Below are 18613 nucleotides of genomic sequence, written 5' to 3' on the forward strand. Positions count from 1 at the left end.
TTACTCCTCGTCCAGTCGATAGGTGGTCCGCGCCACGTCGCGGAACAGCAGCGCCTTCTCGTCGGCGCTGGCCCCGGAGGCCAGACGCTTCAGCGCGTTCCAGAGGGTGGCGTAGTCGCAACTGACCCGGTCGACCGGAAAGTTGCTCTCGAACATCGCCCGCCGCGGCCCGAACAGCTCGATGCAGGTCTCGACATAGGGCCGCCAGGCGTCGGCGAGCTCGGCCGAGCCCGGCAGGCTCTCGCGCTTGTGGAACTCGAAGCCGCAGATCGCCATGCCCAGGCCGCCGAGCTTGACCACGACGTTCGGGTGCTGAGCCACCAGCGCCATGTCGCGCTTCCAGCGGGCGAACTCCTCGTCCCGGCGGCCGGCATAGGGCCCGATGCCCAACACCCCGCCGACGTGGTCCAACACGATCGTCGTCTCGGGGAAGGCGCCGGCGAGATCGGCCACCTCCGGCAGCTGCGGATGGAATTGCCAGGCCTCGAACGACAGGCCGTTGGGGGCCAGCTGGGCGAAGCCGCGCCGGAAGTCCTCGCGCCCGTACAGCCCCTGCGGCGGGTTGGTATGGCCGTTGCGCACCTCGTCGCTGGGATCCCAGGCCCCGGTGTGCCGGATGCCGCGGAACCGGCCGCCGCCTGCGCGGATGTGGCCCGCCAACGCCTCTCCGACATTCTCGTGCGTCAGGTCCGCGAAGCCGACGATGCCGGCGCAGGCCCGCACCGGGCCGTAGCGCCCGCTGGCCGACATCGCCGCGACGCCGTTGACGAACTCGGTTTCGCCCACCGGCGACATCAACCGGCTGGTGTCGGCGCTGTACATCGCCCCGCACTCGACGAAGACCGTGCTCTCGACGCGGTGCCCCGATCCGAGGTCGGCCAGCAGCTCGTCCAGGAGGTAGCGGCCGTTGGGGAAGTCCCAGAGGTGGTGGTGCGGATCGCAGATCGGCAGATCCGGTTCGATGATCTCCTCGGTCACGCCCTCTCCCCCGCTCGTTTTTCTTGGCTTCCGTACGCCGGCGCGCTCATGATGCCCGCCAATTAGAACGACCGCCATTTTCTTCGGGAGGATTTTTATGGACGCCCAGTCTCAGTGGACCGGCCTCGACGCCGCGCGCCTGGAGCGCATCACCGACCATCTCGAGCGCAACTACATCGGCCCGCAGAAGATCATGGGCGCCCAGATCGCCGTCGCCCGGCGCGGACAGGTCGCCTACCGCAAGTCCTTCGGGTCGATGGACCTGGAGCGCAGCAAGCCGATGGCCGACGACGCCATCTTCCGCATCTATTCGATGACCAAGCCGATCACCTCGGTCGCGCTGATGATGCTCTATGAAAAGGGCTACTTTCAGCTCAACGACCCGGTCAGCCGCTACGTCCCGTCCTGGAAGGACCACCGCGTCTATGTCTCCGGCGAGGACGAGGCGATGGTCACCGAGCCGGCCCGCCGTCCGATCTCCTTCCGCGACGTGCTCTCCCACTCCGCCGGCCTGACCTATGGCGGCGGCCTGCCCGGCGTCGGCATCCAGCATCCGGTCGACAAGCTCTACCGCGCGCTCAAGGTCAAAACCTTCGGCGGCGAGGACACCATGCAGGGCTTCCTCGACAAGCTCGGCCAGGTGCCGCTGGTCTATCATCCGGGCGAGCGCTGGATGTACTCGCTGGCCACCGACGTCTGCGGCGCCCTGGTCGAGGTGATCTCCGGCAAGCCGCTCGGCCAGTACCTGCAGGACGAGATCTTCGGCCCGCTGGGCATGAAGGACACCTCGTTCTCGGTCGCGCCCGAAAAGGTCGACCGCTTCTGCGCCAACTATCAGCGCGGCCCCGACAAGAAGCTGAAGCTGATCGACGACCCCGCGACCAGCGCCTTCGCCCGCCCAGCCGGCTTCGAATCCGGCGGCGGCGGCCTGACCGGCACCACCGACGACTACATGCGCTTCTGCGAGATGCTCCGTCGCGGCGGCGAGCTGGACGGCGCCCGCATCCTCGGGCCGCGCACGCTGGAGATGATGTACATGAACCACCTGGCCGGCGGCCAGGACCTGTCGACCATCGCTCTGGGCAGCTTCTCGGAGACCGCCAACGACGGCGTCGGCTTCGGGCTGGGCTTCGCCTCCACCAAGGGTCAGGTCGAGACCGGTTCGCTCGGCGCCGGCGACTACTACTGGGGCGGCGCGGCCTCGACCATCTTCTGGGTCGACCCGAAGGAGGAGCTGTCAGTGGTGTTCATGACCCAGCTGATGCCGTCGGGGACCTTCAACTTCCGCGGCCAGCTCAAGAGCCTGATCTACTCGGCGATCGTCGACTAGCAGGCGCGGGGCGTCGATGGCCTCGTCGACATCGACGCCCCCGACCTGGCTGCGGTCCCCGGATCACGGAGACGATGAGATAGCCCCGTCGATCCGATGGGCGACACCCAGGGACCCTTGTGCCAATCCAGCGGTTGTTAAGCTTTCTACCGCATTAAAGATTCGCTGAGTGGAGTTCCCCCGATGCCCATGTCCATCGCTGACCTGGAAGCCAATCTGAGAGAGGCGTTTCCGGACGCCGAGATCGCCATCGACGATCTGGCCGGCGACGGCGATCACTATCGCGCGCGCATCGTTTCTCCGGCCTTTGCAGGCCTGTCGCGGGTCAAGCAGCACCAGCTCGTCTACTCTGCCCTGAAAGGCAAGGTCGGCGGAGAACTGCACGCCCTGGCCCTCGAAACTTCCGTCCCGGCCTAGGAGGAACCGCCCCTTGCGCTACCGTCCGTTCGGCGCATCGGGGAAGGCGGTTTCCGCCGTCAGTCTGCTTTTGCGGGACGCGCCGAACATGAGCTCGCCCGGCGCCTGGCGCAGCCTGGTCATCTCGGCGATGGAAAGCGGGGTGAACAGCTTCGAGGCGACGGCCGGTTCCGACGTCCTGGCGCTGGGCCTCGGCGAGGCGCTCGGCGCCGTCGAGCGCCGGCTGATCTTCCTGGGCTGGCGCCTGCGCGGCAATCCCGCCGGCGCAGTCACGGCCCGCGACATCGCCGACAATGTCCGCGCCGCGCTCCAGCGCACCCGCGCCGGCTATCTCGACCTGCTGATGCTGGACGAGACCGCGGCCGAGACCATGACCCCGGATGCGATCACCTACCTGACCGACCTGCGCAACGCCGGCGTCTGCCTGCAGATCGGCGTGGTCGGCGAGGGCCCGGTGATCGACAAGTGCATCGCCAACGACGCCTTCGACGTCCTGGCCACCAGCTTCAGCCTGATCTCCGACTGGCAGACCCGCCGCCGCATCCGCGACGCTTCGGCCGCCAACATGACGCTGATCGGCTGCGATCCCTTCCCCACCGGTCTCCAGGCCGGCTATTCCGCGCGCGGCGAAATCGAACGGCCGATGCGCCGGGGCCTGCTGGGCGGGCGCAGGCACGAGCCGACGCCGGTCTCCAGCGTCTACGGCTTCCTCAACGACACGCCGGGCTGGTCATCCGAGGAGCTCTGCCTGGCCTTCGCCCTGACAGAACCGGCCTTCGCGACCATCCAGCTGGAGGCCGGGCGCGCCGACATGATCGAACGCATGGCCGCAGTCACCGACAAGGACATGCCGACCGGCGTCGCCGCCCAGATCGAAATGGCGCGTTTCGGCCAGATCGCCGCACAGCGCCGAGCCTGACGACGCGGCCGCTTGACCCCGGCGCTCGGGCTCCCTAGCTCTGGGACGAATTCTTCGCCTCAAAGGCTCAAGTCATGACCGACTCCACGACCGCCAATCCCGTCCACGACTTCATCGCCAAGGCGGTGGCCGACCATCCGGTGGTGCTGTTCATGAAGGGCGTGCCCGAAGAGCCCCGCTGCGGCTTCTCCTCGGTGGTGGTGCAGATCCTCGACCACCTGGGCGCCGACTTCGTGGGCGTCGACGTCCTGCAGAGCGAGCACCTGCGCGAAGGCATCAAGACCTTCACCGACTGGCCGACCATTCCGCAGCTCTACGTGAAGGGCGAGTTCGTCGGCGGCGCCGACATCATCCGCGAGATGTTCCAGTCCGGCGAACTGAAGACCCTGCTGGTCGAACAGGGCGTCCTGGCGGCGTGAGCCGCCTGCTCGAACCGCCTCCCGGCCGCCAGGTCTTCACGCTGCAGTTCACGCCGGCGGCGTCAGACATCGACGCCAACGGCCACGTCAACAACGTGGTCTATGTGCGCTGGATCCAGGACATGGCGACGTCGCACTGGTCCTCGCGCCAGCCAGCCGAGGACCAAGCCCGCTGGGCCTGGATCGTGCTGCGCCACGAGATCGACTATCGCCGCGCGCTGATGCCCGGAGAAACGGCGACCGGCCGCACCTGGGTGGCCGAGACCGCCGAGGGGCCGCGCTTCGACCGCTTCGTGCGGATCGACGGGCCCGACGGCGCCATGTGCGCGCAGGCGCGCACCGAATGGTGCATGATCGACGCGGCCTCGGGGCGCCCAAAGCGCGTCACCCCCGACATCGTGGAACGCTTCATCTGAAACACGGCCGGGAGGGACCTGCCTTGCGTCGGACGACCGAGATCCTCCCCCTTCGCTGCGGCACCCTCCGCGCCCCGGGCAAGATGCTTGAGCGCGGCGCCCAGGGCGACTTCACCCTGCCCGTCTACGCCTTCCTGATCATCCACACGTCCGGACGGGCCGCCGTCTTCGACGCGGGCCTGGCGCCCAGCGATCATGGCCAGGTGTCGTTCGAGGCCTTCCACAACGAGCTGCCCGCCGGGCACGACGTCGCCGCGCGGGTCGCCGCCGCCGGCATCGAGCCTGGCCGCGTCGAAGCGCTGGTGCTTTCACACACCCACTACGATCACGTCGGCGGCGCGCCTCTGCTGCCCAACGCCCGGGTGCTCGTCCACCGCCGCGAGGAGCTGCGCACGCTGGATGCGGCCCGCGACATGCTGCTGGTCGACGAGACCCACGACGTGTTCGGCGACAGTTCGGTGCAGGTGTTCGCCACGCCGGGCCACACCTGCGGCCACCAGTCGCTGCGCGTGTTCCGCGAAGGCGGAGCCGACGTGCTGGCCGGCGACGCCTGCTACTTCTGCCGCTCGCTGGACCACGAGGAGGTCGACCAGCCCTTCCCGTTCGACAAGGCGCAGTACGTGGCGACCAAGCGTCGCCTGGCGGCGATGCGTGCGCAGGGCGACTTCGTCATTCCCGGCCACGACGAGAGGTTCCTTGACCAAATTCCGCCGGGCAGCGCCGTTCGAGCGAGCGCCCTCAGTCGCCTCTAGACGCCAGGCCCCGTCCAGGCGGTCACCGGGTTGAGCAGGAACACCGTCGCGCGCGGCTCCAGGCCAAGCTCGGCCCAGGTGAAGCGCAGCTCGGTCTTGCCCATGGCGAAGGAGCGGCACTGGTCCAGGCGCTTGCGCGCGAACGACACGGTCGGCGCCATCCCCTTGCGGTCGACATAGAAAACGAAGTCGTCCTTGCGGGTGCAGCCGTTCGAGGCGACCTGGATCGCCAGGGCGTCGCGCCCGGCGACCGCGGCGTAGAGCGCCTCCAGCTCCGGATGGGTGGCGGCGGAAGGGGCGACCACCGCCGGCGCGGTGGCGCAGCTGCTCAGCAGGCCCAGGCCGGCCAGAAGCACAACGCGACGATTCATCGGCGGACTCGGCCACAGATCGACCAAAAGCAAAAGGCCCCGGATCGCTCCGGGGCCCTCGCAATTTCGATCTGGTCTTCGGCGCCGATTAGGACGCGTAGAATTCGATAACCAGGTTCGGCTCCATCTTCACCGGGTACGGGACCTCGGAGAATTCCGGAACGCGGACAAACTTGGCGGTCATCGCCTTCGGATCGACCTCGACGTAGTCCGGGGTGTCACGCTCCGACGACTGGAGAGCTTCCAGCACCAGGGCCATGTTGCGCGAACGCTCGCGCACGGTGACCACGTCGCCGACCTTCACGCGGTAGGAGGCGATGTTGACGCGCTTGCCGTTCACCAGGACGTGGCCGTGGTTCACGAATTGACGGGCCGCGAACACGGTCGGCACGAACTTCGCGCGGTAGACGACGGCGTCCAGACGGGCTTCCAGCAGGCCGATCAGGTTTTCCGAGGTGTTGCCCTTGCGGCGGGCGGCCTCTTCGTAGGTGCGCGAGAATTGCTTCTCGGTCAGGTTGCCGTAGTAGCCCTTCAGCTTTTGCTTGGCGCGCAGCTGCAGGCCGAAGTCCGAAACCTTGGACTTGCGACGCTGGCCGTGCTGGCCGGGGCCGTAGGCGCGCGAGTTGATCGGCGACTTCGGACGACCCCAGATGTTTTCGCCCATCCGGCGGTCGATCTTGTACTTGGCGCTCTGGCGCTTCGACATACTCGTCTCTTTCTGTTCGACCCAGGCCGGCGTCCCCGCAAGTGGGAACGCGATCTCAACGGCGGCGTCAGGTCACCCGTCATAGATCGCGGACCGCCAGACATGGTCCGGCGGCGCGAAGGGGCGGTGTATGACGTCCGCCGGCCAAAGAGTCAATCTCGGCAAGGGTTACTTGCAGCGCGCCTTACCCAGCAGGTCGACGCGGCAGCTGGTCTTGTTCCGACGATCGTCGCTGACCACGGTGTTGCCCAGCACGTCACGGCGGACGCTGGTGCGATTGCCGTCGCTGTCCTCGATGATGCGGTTGCCCAGCGCGTCGCGCCGGACCGAGACCTGGTTGCCGTACTCATCGACCCAGGTCGCCTTGCCCAGCACGTCCTTGGTGCCGACGACCGAGTTGCCGTAGATGTCGTAGCAGGTGACCCGGCCGACATCGTCGCGGCACATGACCTGGGCCGCCGCAGGCGTGGCCACCGAGGTCAGGGCGGTCAGGGCGGCGAGGGTCAGGACGAGTTTCTTCACGGCGCACCTCAAGCGTTACCTTGGACCACCCTAGCGCGAAACCGCTGCGGTCGCCAGAACGGTCCCGTCAGCCCCCCGTCCGCGCCGACAGCCGACCAGCGGCCTCCTGCGCCTCGCGCCACCATCGCCGGACCAGGTCGCCTGCGTCGCCGGGCTGGGCCAGACGCACGCCCTGCCCGGCCCAGAGCGAGATCATCTCCGCATCGCCGGCCTTGGCGGCGGCGGCTCGCAGCGGCTGGGTCAGGCGGTTCTGCACCGGATAGGCCGGGACCTCGTCCTGCACCGCATGCAGTTCGCGCATGAAGCGGTTCTCGACGCCGCGCGCGTAGCGGCCGGTGAAGGCGCGGGTCAGGCGTGTGGCCTCGTCACCGGCCGTCTCGATCGCCAGCCTCCACGGCGCGCTGACGCCGGTCTGGTCGGCGAGCAGGAAGGCGGTGCCCATCTGGACGGCGCTGGCCCCCAGCGCCAGGGCCGCGGCGACGCCGCGCCCGTTCATGATCCCGCCCGCGGCGATCACCGGCAGGTCGACCGCTTCGAGGATCAGCGCGGTCAGCGGCAGCGTGCCGACCAGGCTCGCCTCCGGTTCGGCGAGGAAGTGGCCGCGATGGCCGCCGGCCTCGAAGCCCTGGGCGCAAACGCCGTCGGCGCCGACCTCCGCCCAGGCCCGCGCCTCGGCGACCGTGGTGGCCGTGCCGACGACCAGGGTTCCAGCGCGATGGAGGGCCTCCACCTGCCCGGAGGTGAGGATGCCGAAGGTGAACGAGGCGACCGGCGGCGCAGCGCGGGTCAGGGCGGCGAGCTGCGCCTCGAAGTCCGGCGCGAAGCTGTTGGGATGGCCCGGAAGCGCTTCGCCGAGTTCGGCGTACCAGGGCGCCAGCCTGGCCAGCGCAGCCTCGACGACGGCGCCCTGCGGCTCGGCCCGCGGCGCCATCAGCAGGTTCACCCCGAACGGCGCGCCGGTGGCCGCGCGCAGACGCGCCACTTCCGGCTCGATCTGGTCAGGAGCGAGCGCGCCGGCGGCCAGCGAGCCCATGCCGCCGGCGCGAGAGACCGCCAGCGCCATTTCGGGAGGCGAGGCGCCGACCATCGGAGCCTGGAGAATCGGGATCGCCAGACGGTCCAGAAGGTCGCGCAACGCCATCAGCCTTCTCCTTCGGCCTTCCTGCGGGCCATTTTCTCGAGCGAGCGCCCACGGCCCTTCGACAGCGCCGTGACCACGCCGCGGAAGGTGCGGACCTCCTGGTCGGAGAACCGCGCCCGTCCGAGCGCCGAGCGCAAGTTCTGCATCATCGACGGCTTCTTTTCCGGCGGGTGGAAGAAGCCGGCGTCGTCCAGCTCGCGCTCGAAGTGTTCGTAGAGGCCGAGCATCGCCGCGGCGTCGGCCGGGGGAGGTCCTTCGCGGAAGATCGGCGGCGCCCCCGACTCGACGGTCATGCGCCACTCATAGGCGTTGATCGCGACGGCCTGGGCCAGGTTGAGCGAACGGAAGCGCGGATCGATCGGCAGGGTGACCACCGCCTGGCAGAGCGCGATGTCGGCGGTCTCCAGCCCGGCGCGCTCGCCGCCGAACAGCAGGCCGACGGCGCGACCCTCGGCCACCTCGTGCGCCAGATTCGCGGCCGCCTCACGCGGGCCGATGACCGGCAGCTGCAGTTCGCGCGGGCGGGCGGTCGTGGCGTAGACCAGATGCAGGTCGGCGATCGCCGCCTCGACGCTGTCATAGACCCGCGCCGCGTTCAGCGGCCATTCGGCGCCCGAGGCCGCGGCCCAGGCGCGCTCCTGCGGCCAGCCATCGCGCGGATTGACCAGGCGCAGGTCGGCCAAGCCGAAGTTGGCCATCACGCGGGCGACGGCGCCGATGTTCTGCGCCAGTTGCGGCACGTTGAGGATGATGCAGGGCGGGGCGGCGGATTCCATGCCGCGTTTTGGGATGCGCGCGGCGCAGAATGCAAGCGCCGCCTGTCCGATCGCGTCCATCCCCGGTCAATACGGGGTGACCCGCTCTTTGCGTCAGGGCCGGGGCCTAGTATACGGCCCTTACCCTATCTACCCTATCCCAGCCGTTACGTCCCCGGAGCGTCCTGCCCTCATGGCCAAGATCAAAGTCGCCAACCCCGTCGTAGACATCGACGGGGACGAGATGACCCGCATCATCTGGAAGTGGATCAAGGACAAGCTGATCTTTCCGCATCTGGATATTGATCTGGACTACTACGACCTGGGGATCGAGCACCGCGACGCCACCGACGACAAGGTCACAGTCGACGCCGCCGAAGCCATCAAGCGCCATGGCGTGGGCGTGAAGTGCGCCACCATCACTCCGGACGAAGCGCGGGTCGAAGAGTTCGGCCTGAAGAAGATGTGGAAGTCGCCGAACGGCACCATCCGCAACATCCTCGGCGGCGTGGTCTTCCGCGAGCCGATCATCTGCAAGAACGTGCCGCGGCTGATCCCGGGCTGGACTCAGCCGATCATCGTCGGCCGCCACGCCTTCGGCGACCAGTACAAGGCCACCGACTTCCGCGTGCCCGGCAAGGGCCGCCTGACCATCAAGTGGGAAGGCGAGAACGGCGACACCATCGAGCATGAAGTGTTCGAGTTCCCGGGCGGCGGCGTCGCCATGGGCATGTACAACCTCGACGACTCGATCCGCGAATTCGCGCACGCCTGCCTGAACTACGGCCTGCAGCGGAAATACCCGGTCTACCTGTCGACCAAGAACACGATCCTCAAGGCCTATGACGGCCGCTTCAAGGACATCTTCGCCGAGGTCTACGAGGCCGAGTACGCCGCAAAGTTCAAGGAAGCCGGCATCGTCTACGAACACCGCCTGATCGACGACATGGTCGCCTCGGCGCTGAAGTGGTCCGGCGGCTTCGTCTGGGCGTGCAAGAACTACGACGGCGACGTGCAGTCCGACCAGGTCGCCCAGGGCTTCGGCTCGCTGGGCCTGATGACCTCCGTCCTGATCACCCCGGACGGCAAGATCATGGAATCGGAAGCCGCCCACGGCACCGTGACCCGCCACTTCCGCCAGCACCAGCGCGGCGAGTCGACCTCGACCAACTCGATCGCCTCGATCTTCGCCTGGACCCAAGGCCTCAAGCACCGCGCAAAGCTCGACGGCAACGCCGAGCTGACCCACTTCGCCGACACCCTGGAGAAGGTCTGCGTCGACACCGTCGAAGCCGGCTCGATGACCAAGGACCTGGCGCTGCTGGTCGGCGACACCCAGGGCTGGCTGACCACCGAAGGCTTCATCGACAAGGTCGCGGCCAATCTGGAAGCGGCCCTGGCGAAGACCCCCGCCTAAGGCCATGAACGACCGCGCGAGAGAGGACTGGAGCCTCCCCCGCGCGGTCTTCCGCTTGATTGTCGCACTGATCGTGGGAACGGCGCTGGTCTTCGCGACCGCGCCGTTCTTTGCGTTTCGGGCCATGAAGGCGGCCGCCCGCGACGGGGACGGCCACGGGCTGGCCCAGTTGGTCGACTACCCCGCAGTGCGCCAGGGGCTGCGCCCGCAGGTCGCCGCACGGGCCGCCCCCGCCGCCGCGCCCCCAGACGTGTGGTCCGATCCGATCGGCGCGATGAAGCGGGCCATCGAGCCGATCGTTCCACCGCCGCCGGAACTTGAGCCCTATCTCACCGCTCCCGGGCTCTACGACCTGTCGCGCGGCTACGCGCCGGGCGCCGCGCCGCCCGACGCCCCGGCGCTGGCCCTGCCGCGCCTGCGCTACTGGGACCCGAACCGCGCCCGCTTCCTGGTGCTCGCCAAGGGCGTGAAGTCCGCCGACCAGGGGGTGGTCTTCACCTTCGAGCGCCGCGACCTGTTCGCCTGGAAGCTCGTCCAGATCCGGCTGCCGGCCAAAGCCGCCCCGTGAGGCGGGCCTGTCCGCGCCGCCCAACGTTCTTGTTATGTTCACGACGCGGCGCTAGGGTCCCCTCCTTGAACAAGGGAGACGGACGAGATGATCGGCTATGTCACGATCGGGGCGCTGAACGTCGAGGACGCGATGCCGTTCTACGACGCCGTGCTGGGCGCTATTGGCTATGAACGGCAGTTCTTCGATAGCGGATGGGCCGGCTACGGCCTCAAGGGCCAGGAAGCCAACACCTTCATCTGCCCGCCCTTCGACGGCCAACCGGCCCGCGGCGGCAACGGAATCATGATTGCGTTCCGAGGCCCGAGCAAGGAAGCGGTCGACGCCGCCCACGCCGCCGCCCTGGCCCACGGCGGGACGGACGAAGGCGCGCCAGGCCCGCGCCCGGCGGACTCCAGCAACTTCTACGGAGCCTATGTCCGCGACGCGACGGGCAACAAGATCGCGATCTTCACGCGGCCGTAGGTCGGAAGAACAAGCCTGGGGCCAAAAACGAAAAAGGCCGGGGTCGCCCCCGGCCTTTCTGCTGACTTATCGTCGGATCAGGCCGCGACGAGCGTCTCACGACGACGACGGATGGCCACGCCGGCCAGACCGAAGCCGGTGATCATCATCGCCCAGGTCGCCGGTTCCGGCACCGCCGACGGCAGGTCGACGAGCTTGAAGTTGCCCGACACCACCGCGCCGTACTCCTGGCCCGGCTTCGTCGACGGGTTGAGCGAGTACTTGCCCCAGTTGAAGTAGGTGTCGTTCAGCGACACTTCCAGCTTGCCGCCGTTGCCGAAGGTGTAGGTCGCCGGGCCGTCCCACTCGACCTTGCCGCCTTCGCGGAAGAAGCCCCAGACGCCGAAGGTTTCGCCACCGATCGGGCCGCCGGCCCACGGGCCGGCCGGAGCCGAGAACTGCAGCTGCACGAAGATCGGGCTATTGATCAGGTCGTCCAGGCCGATGTCCTGTTCGTTCGTCCAGATCGAGAACAGGCCCACCGGGGCGCTGGTCACGCCGACTTCCAGCGGCAGGCTGAAGCTGTTGAAGTTACCCGTCTCGACCACCAGGCCCGGATCGGCGTGGTTGGCGTTGACGTTGTTGACGGTGCCGGAGAAGACGGTCGCGGCCTCGGCGGCCGGAACAGCGGCGAAGCTAAGCGCCAGCGCGGCGGCCGCGGCGGGCAGATACTTGAACATGAAACCCATCCTTACGTTAATCCTGCGCCTCGCGAGGCGCCCCTCTGGATGGTGAACTAGAGCTTAATGCAATCTCTGGCAACGCCACTCGCCTCACGCGGGTATGCAAATTTTACAATTCGCCGAGCGGCGTTCGAGATTTTACAGATCGCGGTTAACGCGCGTGCGTCCCAAACGAAAAAGGGGGCGCCCAGCGCCCCCTTCACGTCTCGATCGGCGCCGAATCACGCGCCGAGCAGAGCCTTGATCGCGGCCAGGCCTTCGCCCGCCTTGGCGCCGTCCGGGGCGCCGCCCTGGGCGAAGTCGGGACGCCCGCCGGCCCCCTGCCCGCCCATCGCCAGCACCGCGGCCTTGGCCAGTTCGACGGCGCTGAACTTGCCGGCCGCCCCCCCTGTGACCGCCACGGTCACCGCCGCCTTGCCGTCGGCTGATCCGACCAGCGCGATGACGCCATCCGGCAGCTGCTTCTTGAACTCCTCGGCGATGGGACGCAGGTCCTTGCCGCCGACGCCGTCCATCACCCGGGCGATCACCTGCACGCCGCCGATCTCCTCGGGACCCGCAGCGGCGGCGCCGCCGCCGCCCATGGCGAGCTGCCGCTTGGCCTCGGCCAGCTCCTTCTCCAGCTTACGACGCTGGGCTTCGAGCGCCTCGACCCGGCCGGCGACCTCGGCCACCGGCACCTTGAACTGATCGGCCAGCGCCTTGGCGACGCCCGCCTGCTCGGTCAACCAACGGCGCGCCGCCTCGCCGGTCAGCGCCTCGATCCGCCGCACGCCGGCGGCCACGCCGCTCTCCGAGACGATCTTGAACAGGGCGATGTCGCCGGTGCGCGCCACATGGGTGCCGCCGCACAGTTCGACAGAGTAGTTCCCGTCCCCCGCCAGAGCGCGCCCCAGGGTGAGCACCCGCACCGAGTCGCCGTACTTCTCGCCGAACAGGGCCATGGCGCCGGCCTCGATCGCCTTTTCGGGCGCCATCACCTGCGTCTCGGCGGGCAGGTTCTGGCGGACGATCGCGTTGACCTCGGCCTCGATGCGCTCGATCTCGTCAGCCGTCACCGGGCCGCCGTGGCTGAAGTCGAAGCGGATACGCTCGCCGTCGACCATCTGGCCCTTTTGCGACACGTGCGGACCGAGCACGTTGCGCAGCGCCGCGTGCAGCAGGTGGGTGGCGGAGTGGTTGGCGCGGGTCGCCGTGCGCAGGTCCGGATCGACCGCCAGGCGCGCCTCGGCGCCCGGCGCCAGGTCGCCCTGCAGGATCTCGATCTCGTGGACGAAGAGGTCGCCGGCCTGCTTCTGGGTGTCGAGCACCCGGGCCTTGCCGCCGTTCCATTCGATCTCGCCGACATCGCCGGCTTGACCGCCGCTCTCGGCGTAGAACGGCGTGCGATCGAATACGGCCAGCACGGTTTCCCCGCTCTTGGCGGATTCGACTTCGGCGCCGCCGGCGACCAGGGCCAGCAGCTTGCCGGTCGCCTCGGTGGTGTCGTAGCCGAGGAATTCGGTCGCCCCGAGCCGCTCGCGGATCGCGAACCATTCGGCGCCCTGGGCCGATTGGCCCGAGCCGGTCCAGGCTTCGCGGGCCTGCTCGCGCTGACGCTTCATCGCGTCCTCAAAGCCGGACAGGTCGACGCTGATGCCCTTGTTACGGACGGCGTCCTGGGTCAGGTCGAGCGGGAACCCGTAGGTGTCGTAGAGCTTGAAAGCGGTCTCGCCCGACAGCATGTCGCCGGCGTTCATGCCGGCCGTGGCCTCGTCCAGCAGCGCCATGCCGCGACCGAGGGTGCGGCGGAACCGCTCCTCCTCTTGGCGCAGGGTCTCGACGATCACCGGCTCGGCGCGGCGCAGCTCGGGATAGGCCTCGCCCATCTCGGCGACCAGCACCGGGGCCAGGCGGTGCATCAACGGCTCCTCGGCGCCCAGCAGGTGCGCGTGGCGCATGGCGCGGCGCATGATGCGGCGCAGGACATAGCCGCGGCCTTCGTTCGACGGCGACACGCCGTCGGCGATCAGGAAGCTGGTCGACCGCAGGTGGTCGGCGATCACGCGGTGCGAGGGCCCGTTGGCGCCGCCGCCGACAAGTTCCCTGGACGCGGCGATCAGCGTGCGGAACAGGTCGACGTCATAGTTGTCGTGCACGCCCTGCAGCACCGCGGCGATGCGCTCGAGCCCCATGCCGGTGTCGATCTGCGGCTTGGGCAGGTCGATGCGCCGCCCGTCGGCGAACTGCTCGAACTGCATGAAGACGAGGTTCCAGATCTCGACGAACCGGTCGCCGTCCTCATCCGGGCTGCCGGGAGGACCGCCCGGGATGTGCGCGCCGTGGTCGTAGAAGATCTCCGAGCACGGACCGCAGGGCCCGGTGTCGCCCATCGACCAGAAATTGTCGTTGGTGGCGATGCGGATGATCTTCTCGTCCGGCAGGCCGGCGATCTTCTTCCAGAGCTCAGCCGCCTCGTCGTCGGTGTGATAGACGGTGACGCACAGCTTCTCGGCCGGAATCTTGAATTCCTTGGTGAGCAGCGTCCAGGCGTGCTCGATCGCGCCGGCCTTGAAGTAGTCGCCGAAGGAGAAGTTCCCCAGCATCTCGAAGAAGGTGTGGTGGCGCGCGGTGTAGCCGACATTGTCCAGGTCGTTGTGCTTGCCGCCGGCGCGGACCGACTTCTGAGATGAAGCCGCCCGCGGGCCGGGCGGGGTTTCGGCGCCGGTGAAGTAGTTTTTGAACGGCACCATGCCCGCATTGACGAACAGCAGGGTGGGGTCGTTCTGCGGAACGAGCGGGGCCGACGGAATGATCAGGTGATCATTCTTCTCGAAGTAGCCCAGGAACGCAGCTCTGATTTCGTTGAGGCTCGGCATGGCTCGTCGGACGTTGAAGCGAAAAAATAGATAAGGGCTTGCGCACCGTTGCGCCGCCCCGCGCGCGACCGTTTACGGATTTTGTCGACACCCGCAAAGGAAAAGGACGCTTGAACGGCGTGCGTCCAAGCGTCCTTGCGCATCTTCTGAAGCGGCCGCGCGGGGGCTCAGCCGTCTCGGGCGGGTCGGACGTCGGGTTGGAGGCGTCCGGTTCCGAGCGGCCGTGACGACCGCTTCGGCGATGCGGATCCTAGTCCTCGGCGTCCTCGTCGCCGGTCGGACCGACCAGCAACTCTTCCTCGATCGCTTCCTTGGCGCCGCGCACCTGGCGTTCAATCTGCTGGGCGATGTCGGGATTGTTCTTCAGGAACTCCCGGGCGTTGTCGCGACCTTGGCCGATCCGGGTCGAGTTCCAGGAGAACCACGAGCCCGACTTCTCGATGACGCCGGCCTTGACGCCCAGGTCGATGATTTCACCGAGCTTGGAGATCCCCTCGCCATACATGATGTCGAACTCGACCTCGCGGAACGGCGGGGCCACCTTGTTCTTCACGACCTTCACGCGGACGTTGTTGCCGAGGATCTCGTCGCGCACCTTCACCGAACCGGTGCGGCGGATGTCGAGACGCACCGAGGCGTAGAACTTCAGCGCGTTGCCGCCGGTGGTGGTCTCGGGGCTGCCGTACATCACCCCGATCTTGTGGCGGATCTGGTTGATGAAGATGACCAGGGTCTTGGACTTGGAGATCGAGGCCGTCAGCTTGCGCAGCGCCTGGCTCATCAGGCGGGCCTGCAGGCCGGGCAGCTGGTCGCCCATCTCGCCTTCGATTTCGGCCCGCGGGGTCAGCGCGGCGACCGAGTCGATGACGATCACATCGATGGCGCCCGAACGCACCAGGGTGTCGGTGATCTCCAGCGCCTGCTCGCCGGTGTCCGGCTGCGAGACGAGCAGGTCGTCGAGATTGACGCCCAGCTTGTTGGCGTACTGCGGATCCAGCGCATGCTCGGCGTCCACGAAGGCGGCGACGCCGCCGGCCTTCTGGACCTCGGCCACCACGTGCAGGGCCAGAGTGGTCTTGCCGGAGCTTTCCGGGCCGTAGATCTCGACGATCCGCCCCTTGGGCAGACCGCCAATGCCGAGCGCGAGATCGAGCCCGAGCGAGCCGGTGGACACCGCCTCGACCTCGATGTGACTCTTCTCGCCCAGCTTCATCACCGAGCCCTTGCCAAAGGCCCGATCGATTTGCGCAATCGCCGCTTCCAGAGCGCGCTGCTTATCGCCTTCTTCTCGTCCCACGAGCTTCAACGCCGACTGACTCATCCAAGGCGCCCCTTGTTTCATGATTCCAACCCGACAGTCCGTGCCCCAAGAGGCGTCGGCGTCCGTCGGAACAAGGCGTACGCTCTTTGTTCTTGGTTCACAAGATGTTCTTTTCTCGCAAGCATCGACCCTGCGTCCGGTTCTGTCGCAGCCCGGTCGCGGGTTCAGAAATCGTAGCTGGCGGTCAGGCCGAACCGCCGCGGCCGCGGAGCGATGGTCAGCGGCTGGCGGGCGCTGGTGGCGAAACTGGGATCGTCGACATCGGTCAGATTCTCGATGAAGGCGCCGACCGTCCATCGCGCCGCCCGCAGGAAGGCGCGGCTGTTGAACAACCAGTAGTCGCCTAGCGCGACATCCCCGCCCACCCCGGGTTTGAAGGTGCTGTTCGAGCGCCCGACATAGGCTGCGTCCGTCCGCACGAGCAGTTCCAGCCCGCCCCCCAGATCGCGCCGATATTCCAGCCAGCCGTCGGCTGCGATCCGCGGCACCGCCGGAATCCTGTCCCCGGCCGAGCCCAGCCCCACGCCGTCGGCGCTGGCCTGGTCGCTGGTCAGGATCGCGTCGGTCAGCGCCAGATTGGCGCCGCCCCGCCAGGCCGGCGTGAACGCGAAGCTGGCGTCCGCCTCCAGACCGTTGACCCGCGCCCGGCCCAGGTTGGTGATGAACGAGAACGCGCCGTTCGTGCTGTTGGCGGTGTACTGCATGTCCTGCCAGTCGATGCGGTAGAGCGCGGTGTTGACCTGCAGCCGGTTGTTCAGCCACGCCCCCTTCAGGCCGAGCTCATAGTTCCAGAGCGAATCGGCGCCGTAGGCCGACAGGTTCGGCGGGAGGCCGGGCACAGTGTTAACCCCTCCGGGCCGGAACCCCTGCGAAGCCTGGGCGTAGCCCATCGCCGACGGGCTGAACCGATGACTGGCGAGGAACTTGAGGCTCCAGCCGCTTTCCTCGGTTGTGCTGCGGAAATTGGCCTCGGTCGTGTTGGAGATCACGTTGACGATCAACGCCTCGCCGTCGGTGCGCTTGTCGTAGGTGAACCGGCGGGCCCCCAGCACGAACGAGGTGTCGCGATCGGCCCCCAGCGTCGCTTCGCCGTAGACCGCGCGCTGGGTCAGCTGGCTGTCGACGATGCGCCGGCCGGTGAAGTCGCCATGCCGCGGCAGGCCGGTGGCCGGATCGCCGACGATCACCTGGCTGTCGATGGTGTCGCTGCGCACCTCGCGGAACACCCCGGCGGTCCAGGCGAAATACCCCGGCGCATCCGACTGCAGCCGCACCTCCTGGACGTCGGCATAGAGATCGATCGGCTGATAGAGCAGTCCCGGCGCCCGGCTGTCGACATAGCTGGAATAGGCCGCAAGCTGCGGCGCGGTGCAGACCGCCGTGTCCGGAATCTGCAGGTAGCGCTTGCAGCCGTCGAGGCTGAGCCGCTCGCTCTGCAATGTGCCGGTGTAGTCGATCTGGCGCGTGCTCTTCCACGTATAGGACGCCGCATTCGCAGTGAGGCGCATGCCCGAGAAGCGCCAGGAGAGCGCGCCTTCGTACATCGTCATCCGACTGTCGAAAGGCGTGCGTACATGGCCATAGCTGACGTTCGGCGGCGCGCCCGCCCAGCCGCCGCTGGTGTCGCCATCGCGGGCCTCCTGATGGGCCACGGTCAGGTTGATCTGGACGTCGTTGTCGAACTGGAACCCGACGCCCAGGCGCCCGCCCCAGGTCGCGCTGTCGTTGATTCCCTTCAGTCCTAGGCGGCGGTTCTCGAGATAGGGCGGGTCGCGGCGGTGATAGGCAGCCAGCCGCACGCCGATCTTGTCCTCGACCAGCGGCCGATTGACGACCAGCGTCTCGGCCTCGCCCCAGTATCCCGCATTGGTCGAGGCTTCGCCTGACAGCGAGGCGCTCGGCTCGTTCAGGTCCGGCCGCTTGAACACCACCTTGAGCGCGCCGCCCATGGCGCTGGAGCCGTAGAGCGTGCCCTGCGGCCCGCGCAGCAATTCCATCCGCTCGACGTCGACGAGCAGGAACTGCGGCGAGGAGCCGCCCGGATCGGCGGTGGTGCCGCTGGGCCCCGTCACCGGGATGTCGTCGTAATAGAGCGCGGTGGTCGCCTCGCCCGAGCCGTAGACGCCCCGCAGGCTAAAGCGGTTGCGACCGGTGCCGGTGCTGGTCTGGGTCAGGCCCGGCATCAGCGTCGCGGCCTGGGTGAACGTCGCCGCGCCGGCCCGGGTGAGGTCCTCGCCGGAGAAGGCGCGCACCGACATCGGCGTCAGACGATCCAGCGTCGGGCGGCGCAGGGCCGTGACCACCAGCCCCTCGACCTCGGCTTCGGGCTCCTCGACCGCCGGCGCAGGCGCCTGTTCGACCAGATAGCGCCCCTGGAACTCTCTCCAGGTGAGGCCCGACCCGCGGAGCAGCGCGTTGAGGGCGGCGTCGGGGTCCATGCGCCCGAAGACCGCCTTGCTCCGGCGCCCGCCGACCATGGTGGGCGTGAACAGGATGTCGCGGTCGCTCTGCGCGGAAAACATGGTCAGCGCCCGAT

19 protein-coding genes are annotated in these 18613 nt (G+C 68.2%); 9 read left to right on the plus strand and 10 right to left on the minus strand.

What is annotated here, in order from left to right; all coding sequences use genetic code 11:
- Window positions 1-978 carry an amidohydrolase family protein gene (locus tag O4N75_RS16830; protein ID WP_269626611.1) on the minus strand — a complete coding sequence of 326 codons (978 nt, stop codon included), beginning with the start codon at window positions 976-978 and terminating at the stop codon, window positions 1-3.
- Window positions 979-1075: 97 nt separating this feature from the next.
- On the opposite strand from O4N75_RS16830, the gene O4N75_RS16835 reads away from it, so the two are divergent.
- The 6 genes from O4N75_RS16835 (at window position 1076) to O4N75_RS16860 (ending at window position 5231) form a co-directional block, all read left to right on the plus strand.
- Complete coding sequence (locus O4N75_RS16835) at window positions 1076-2308, plus strand: serine hydrolase domain-containing protein (RefSeq protein WP_269626612.1); 1233 nt, start codon at window positions 1076-1078, stop codon at window positions 2306-2308.
- A gap of 183 nt (window positions 2309-2491) precedes the next feature.
- Window positions 2492-2725: a BolA family transcriptional regulator gene (locus O4N75_RS16840; RefSeq protein WP_269626613.1), complete on the plus strand. Its 234-nt coding sequence runs from the start codon at window positions 2492-2494 to the stop codon at window positions 2723-2725.
- 88 nt (window positions 2726-2813) lie between these two features.
- The gene (locus O4N75_RS16845) at window positions 2814-3644 is read left to right on the plus strand and encodes an aldo/keto reductase (protein WP_269626614.1); all 831 of its coding nucleotides are present in this window, start codon (window positions 2814-2816) and stop codon (window positions 3642-3644) included.
- A 74-nt stretch (window positions 3645-3718) separates the two neighbouring features.
- Complete coding sequence (gene grxD, locus O4N75_RS16850; protein ID WP_267230497.1) at window positions 3719-4063, plus strand: Grx4 family monothiol glutaredoxin; 345 nt, start codon at window positions 3719-3721, stop codon at window positions 4061-4063.
- Window positions 4060-4479: a thioesterase family protein gene (locus O4N75_RS16855; protein WP_269626615.1), complete on the plus strand. Its 420-nt coding sequence runs from the start codon at window positions 4060-4062 to the stop codon at window positions 4477-4479. Before grxD ends, O4N75_RS16855 begins: the two co-directional genes overlap by 4 nt.
- Window positions 4480-4502: 23 nt before the next feature.
- The gene (locus tag O4N75_RS16860) at window positions 4503-5231 is read left to right on the plus strand and encodes an N-acyl homoserine lactonase family protein (RefSeq protein WP_269626616.1); all 729 of its coding nucleotides are present in this window, start codon (window positions 4503-4505) and stop codon (window positions 5229-5231) included.
- Here O4N75_RS16860 and O4N75_RS16865 read toward each other — a convergent pair.
- The 5 genes from O4N75_RS16865 to O4N75_RS16885 form a co-directional block, all read right to left on the minus strand.
- Complete coding sequence (locus tag O4N75_RS16865) at window positions 5228-5602, minus strand: hypothetical protein (protein ID WP_267230500.1); 375 nt, start codon at window positions 5600-5602, stop codon at window positions 5228-5230. The two genes, O4N75_RS16860 and O4N75_RS16865, sit on opposite strands and share 4 nt — an antisense overlap.
- 88 nt (window positions 5603-5690) lie before the next feature.
- The gene (gene rpsD / locus O4N75_RS16870) at window positions 5691-6308 is read right to left on the minus strand and encodes a 30S ribosomal protein S4 (protein WP_269626617.1); all 618 of its coding nucleotides are present in this window, start codon (window positions 6306-6308) and stop codon (window positions 5691-5693) included.
- 168 nt (window positions 6309-6476) lie between these two features.
- Entirely contained in the window at window positions 6477-6830 is a 354-nt protein-coding gene (locus tag O4N75_RS16875) for a hypothetical protein (protein WP_269626618.1), read from the minus strand.
- A 67-nt stretch (window positions 6831-6897) separates the two neighbouring features.
- The gene (locus tag O4N75_RS16880) at window positions 6898-7971 is read right to left on the minus strand and encodes a nitronate monooxygenase (protein ID WP_269626619.1); all 1074 of its coding nucleotides are present in this window, start codon (window positions 7969-7971) and stop codon (window positions 6898-6900) included.
- The gene (locus O4N75_RS16885; protein WP_269626620.1) at window positions 7971-8747 is read right to left on the minus strand and encodes an RNA methyltransferase; all 777 of its coding nucleotides are present in this window, start codon (window positions 8745-8747) and stop codon (window positions 7971-7973) included. Before O4N75_RS16885 ends, O4N75_RS16880 begins: the two co-directional genes overlap by 1 nt.
- A 172-nt stretch (window positions 8748-8919) precedes the next feature.
- Between O4N75_RS16885 and O4N75_RS16890 the strand changes: the two genes are divergently transcribed.
- From O4N75_RS16890 to O4N75_RS16900, 3 genes are all read left to right on the plus strand, one after another.
- Entirely contained in the window at window positions 8920-10143 is a 1224-nt protein-coding gene (locus O4N75_RS16890) for an NADP-dependent isocitrate dehydrogenase (protein ID WP_267230505.1), read from the plus strand.
- A 55-nt stretch (window positions 10144-10198) separates the two neighbouring features.
- Window positions 10199-10711 (plus strand): DUF2939 domain-containing protein, encoded by a 513-nt coding sequence (locus tag O4N75_RS16895; protein WP_269626621.1) that lies wholly within the window; start codon window positions 10199-10201, stop codon window positions 10709-10711.
- Between the two features lie 87 nt (window positions 10712-10798).
- Window positions 10799-11176 (plus strand): VOC family protein, encoded by a 378-nt coding sequence (locus O4N75_RS16900; protein WP_269626622.1) that lies wholly within the window; start codon window positions 10799-10801, stop codon window positions 11174-11176.
- A 77-nt stretch (window positions 11177-11253) separates the two neighbouring features.
- On the opposite strand, the gene O4N75_RS16905 is transcribed toward O4N75_RS16900, so the two are convergent.
- The 4 genes from O4N75_RS16905 to O4N75_RS16920 all read right to left on the minus strand — a co-directional run bounded on the left by O4N75_RS16905 (window position 11254) and on the right by O4N75_RS16920 (window position 18599).
- On the minus strand, window positions 11254-11895 hold the full coding sequence (locus tag O4N75_RS16905; RefSeq protein WP_269626623.1) for a PEPxxWA-CTERM sorting domain-containing protein: 642 nt from the start codon (window positions 11893-11895) through the stop codon (window positions 11254-11256).
- Window positions 11896-12119: 224 nt separating this feature from the next.
- On the minus strand, window positions 12120-14756 hold the full coding sequence (gene alaS, locus O4N75_RS16910) for an alanine--tRNA ligase (RefSeq protein WP_269626624.1): 2637 nt from the start codon (window positions 14754-14756) through the stop codon (window positions 12120-12122).
- Between the two features lie 250 nt (window positions 14757-15006).
- Window positions 15007-16077: a recombinase RecA gene (recA, locus tag O4N75_RS16915; RefSeq protein ID WP_269626625.1), complete on the minus strand. Its 1071-nt coding sequence runs from the start codon at window positions 16075-16077 to the stop codon at window positions 15007-15009.
- 164 nt (window positions 16078-16241) lie between these two features.
- Window positions 16242-18599, minus strand: coding sequence for a TonB-dependent receptor (locus O4N75_RS16920; protein ID WP_269626626.1), 2358 nt, complete (start codon window positions 18597-18599; stop codon window positions 16242-16244).
- Window positions 18600-18613 lie beyond the last annotated feature (14 nt).

This window comes from Phenylobacterium sp. NIBR 498073 (assembly GCF_027286305.1).
Classification (GTDB): Bacteria; Pseudomonadota; Alphaproteobacteria; order Caulobacterales; family Caulobacteraceae; genus Phenylobacterium.

Coding starts and splice junctions, on each gene's coding strand:
- O4N75_RS16835 (WP_269626612.1), top strand. CDS start 1,076: ATGGACGCCCAGTCTCAGTGGACCGGCCTCGACGCCGCGCGCCTGGAG.
- O4N75_RS16840 (WP_269626613.1), top strand. CDS start 2,492: ATGCCCATGTCCATCGCTGACCTGGAAGCCAATCTGAGAGAGGCGTTT.
- O4N75_RS16845 (WP_269626614.1), top strand. CDS start 2,814: ATGAGCTCGCCCGGCGCCTGGCGCAGCCTGGTCATCTCGGCGATGGAA.
- grxD (WP_267230497.1), top strand. CDS start 3,719: ATGACCGACTCCACGACCGCCAATCCCGTCCACGACTTCATCGCCAAG.
- O4N75_RS16865 (WP_267230500.1), bottom strand. CDS start 5,602: ATGAATCGTCGCGTTGTGCTTCTGGCCGGCCTGGGCCTGCTGAGCAGC.
- rpsD (WP_269626617.1), bottom strand. CDS start 6,308: ATGTCGAAGCGCCAGAGCGCCAAGTACAAGATCGACCGCCGGATGGGC.
- O4N75_RS16880 (WP_269626619.1), bottom strand. CDS start 7,971: ATGGCGTTGCGCGACCTTCTGGACCGTCTGGCGATCCCGATTCTCCAG.
- O4N75_RS16885 (WP_269626620.1), bottom strand. CDS start 8,747: ATGGAATCCGCCGCCCCGCCCTGCATCATCCTCAACGTGCCGCAACTG.
- O4N75_RS16890 (WP_267230505.1), top strand. CDS start 8,920: ATGGCCAAGATCAAAGTCGCCAACCCCGTCGTAGACATCGACGGGGAC.
- O4N75_RS16900 (WP_269626622.1), top strand. CDS start 10,799: ATGATCGGCTATGTCACGATCGGGGCGCTGAACGTCGAGGACGCGATG.
- O4N75_RS16905 (WP_269626623.1), bottom strand. CDS start 11,895: ATGTTCAAGTATCTGCCCGCCGCGGCCGCCGCGCTGGCGCTTAGCTTC.
- alaS (WP_269626624.1), bottom strand. CDS start 14,756: ATGCCGAGCCTCAACGAAATCAGAGCTGCGTTCCTGGGCTACTTCGAG.
- recA (WP_269626625.1), bottom strand. CDS start 16,077: ATGAGTCAGTCGGCGTTGAAGCTCGTGGGACGAGAAGAAGGCGATAAG.
- O4N75_RS16920 (WP_269626626.1), bottom strand. CDS start 18,599: ATGTTTTCCGCGCAGAGCGACCGCGACATCCTGTTCACGCCCACCATG.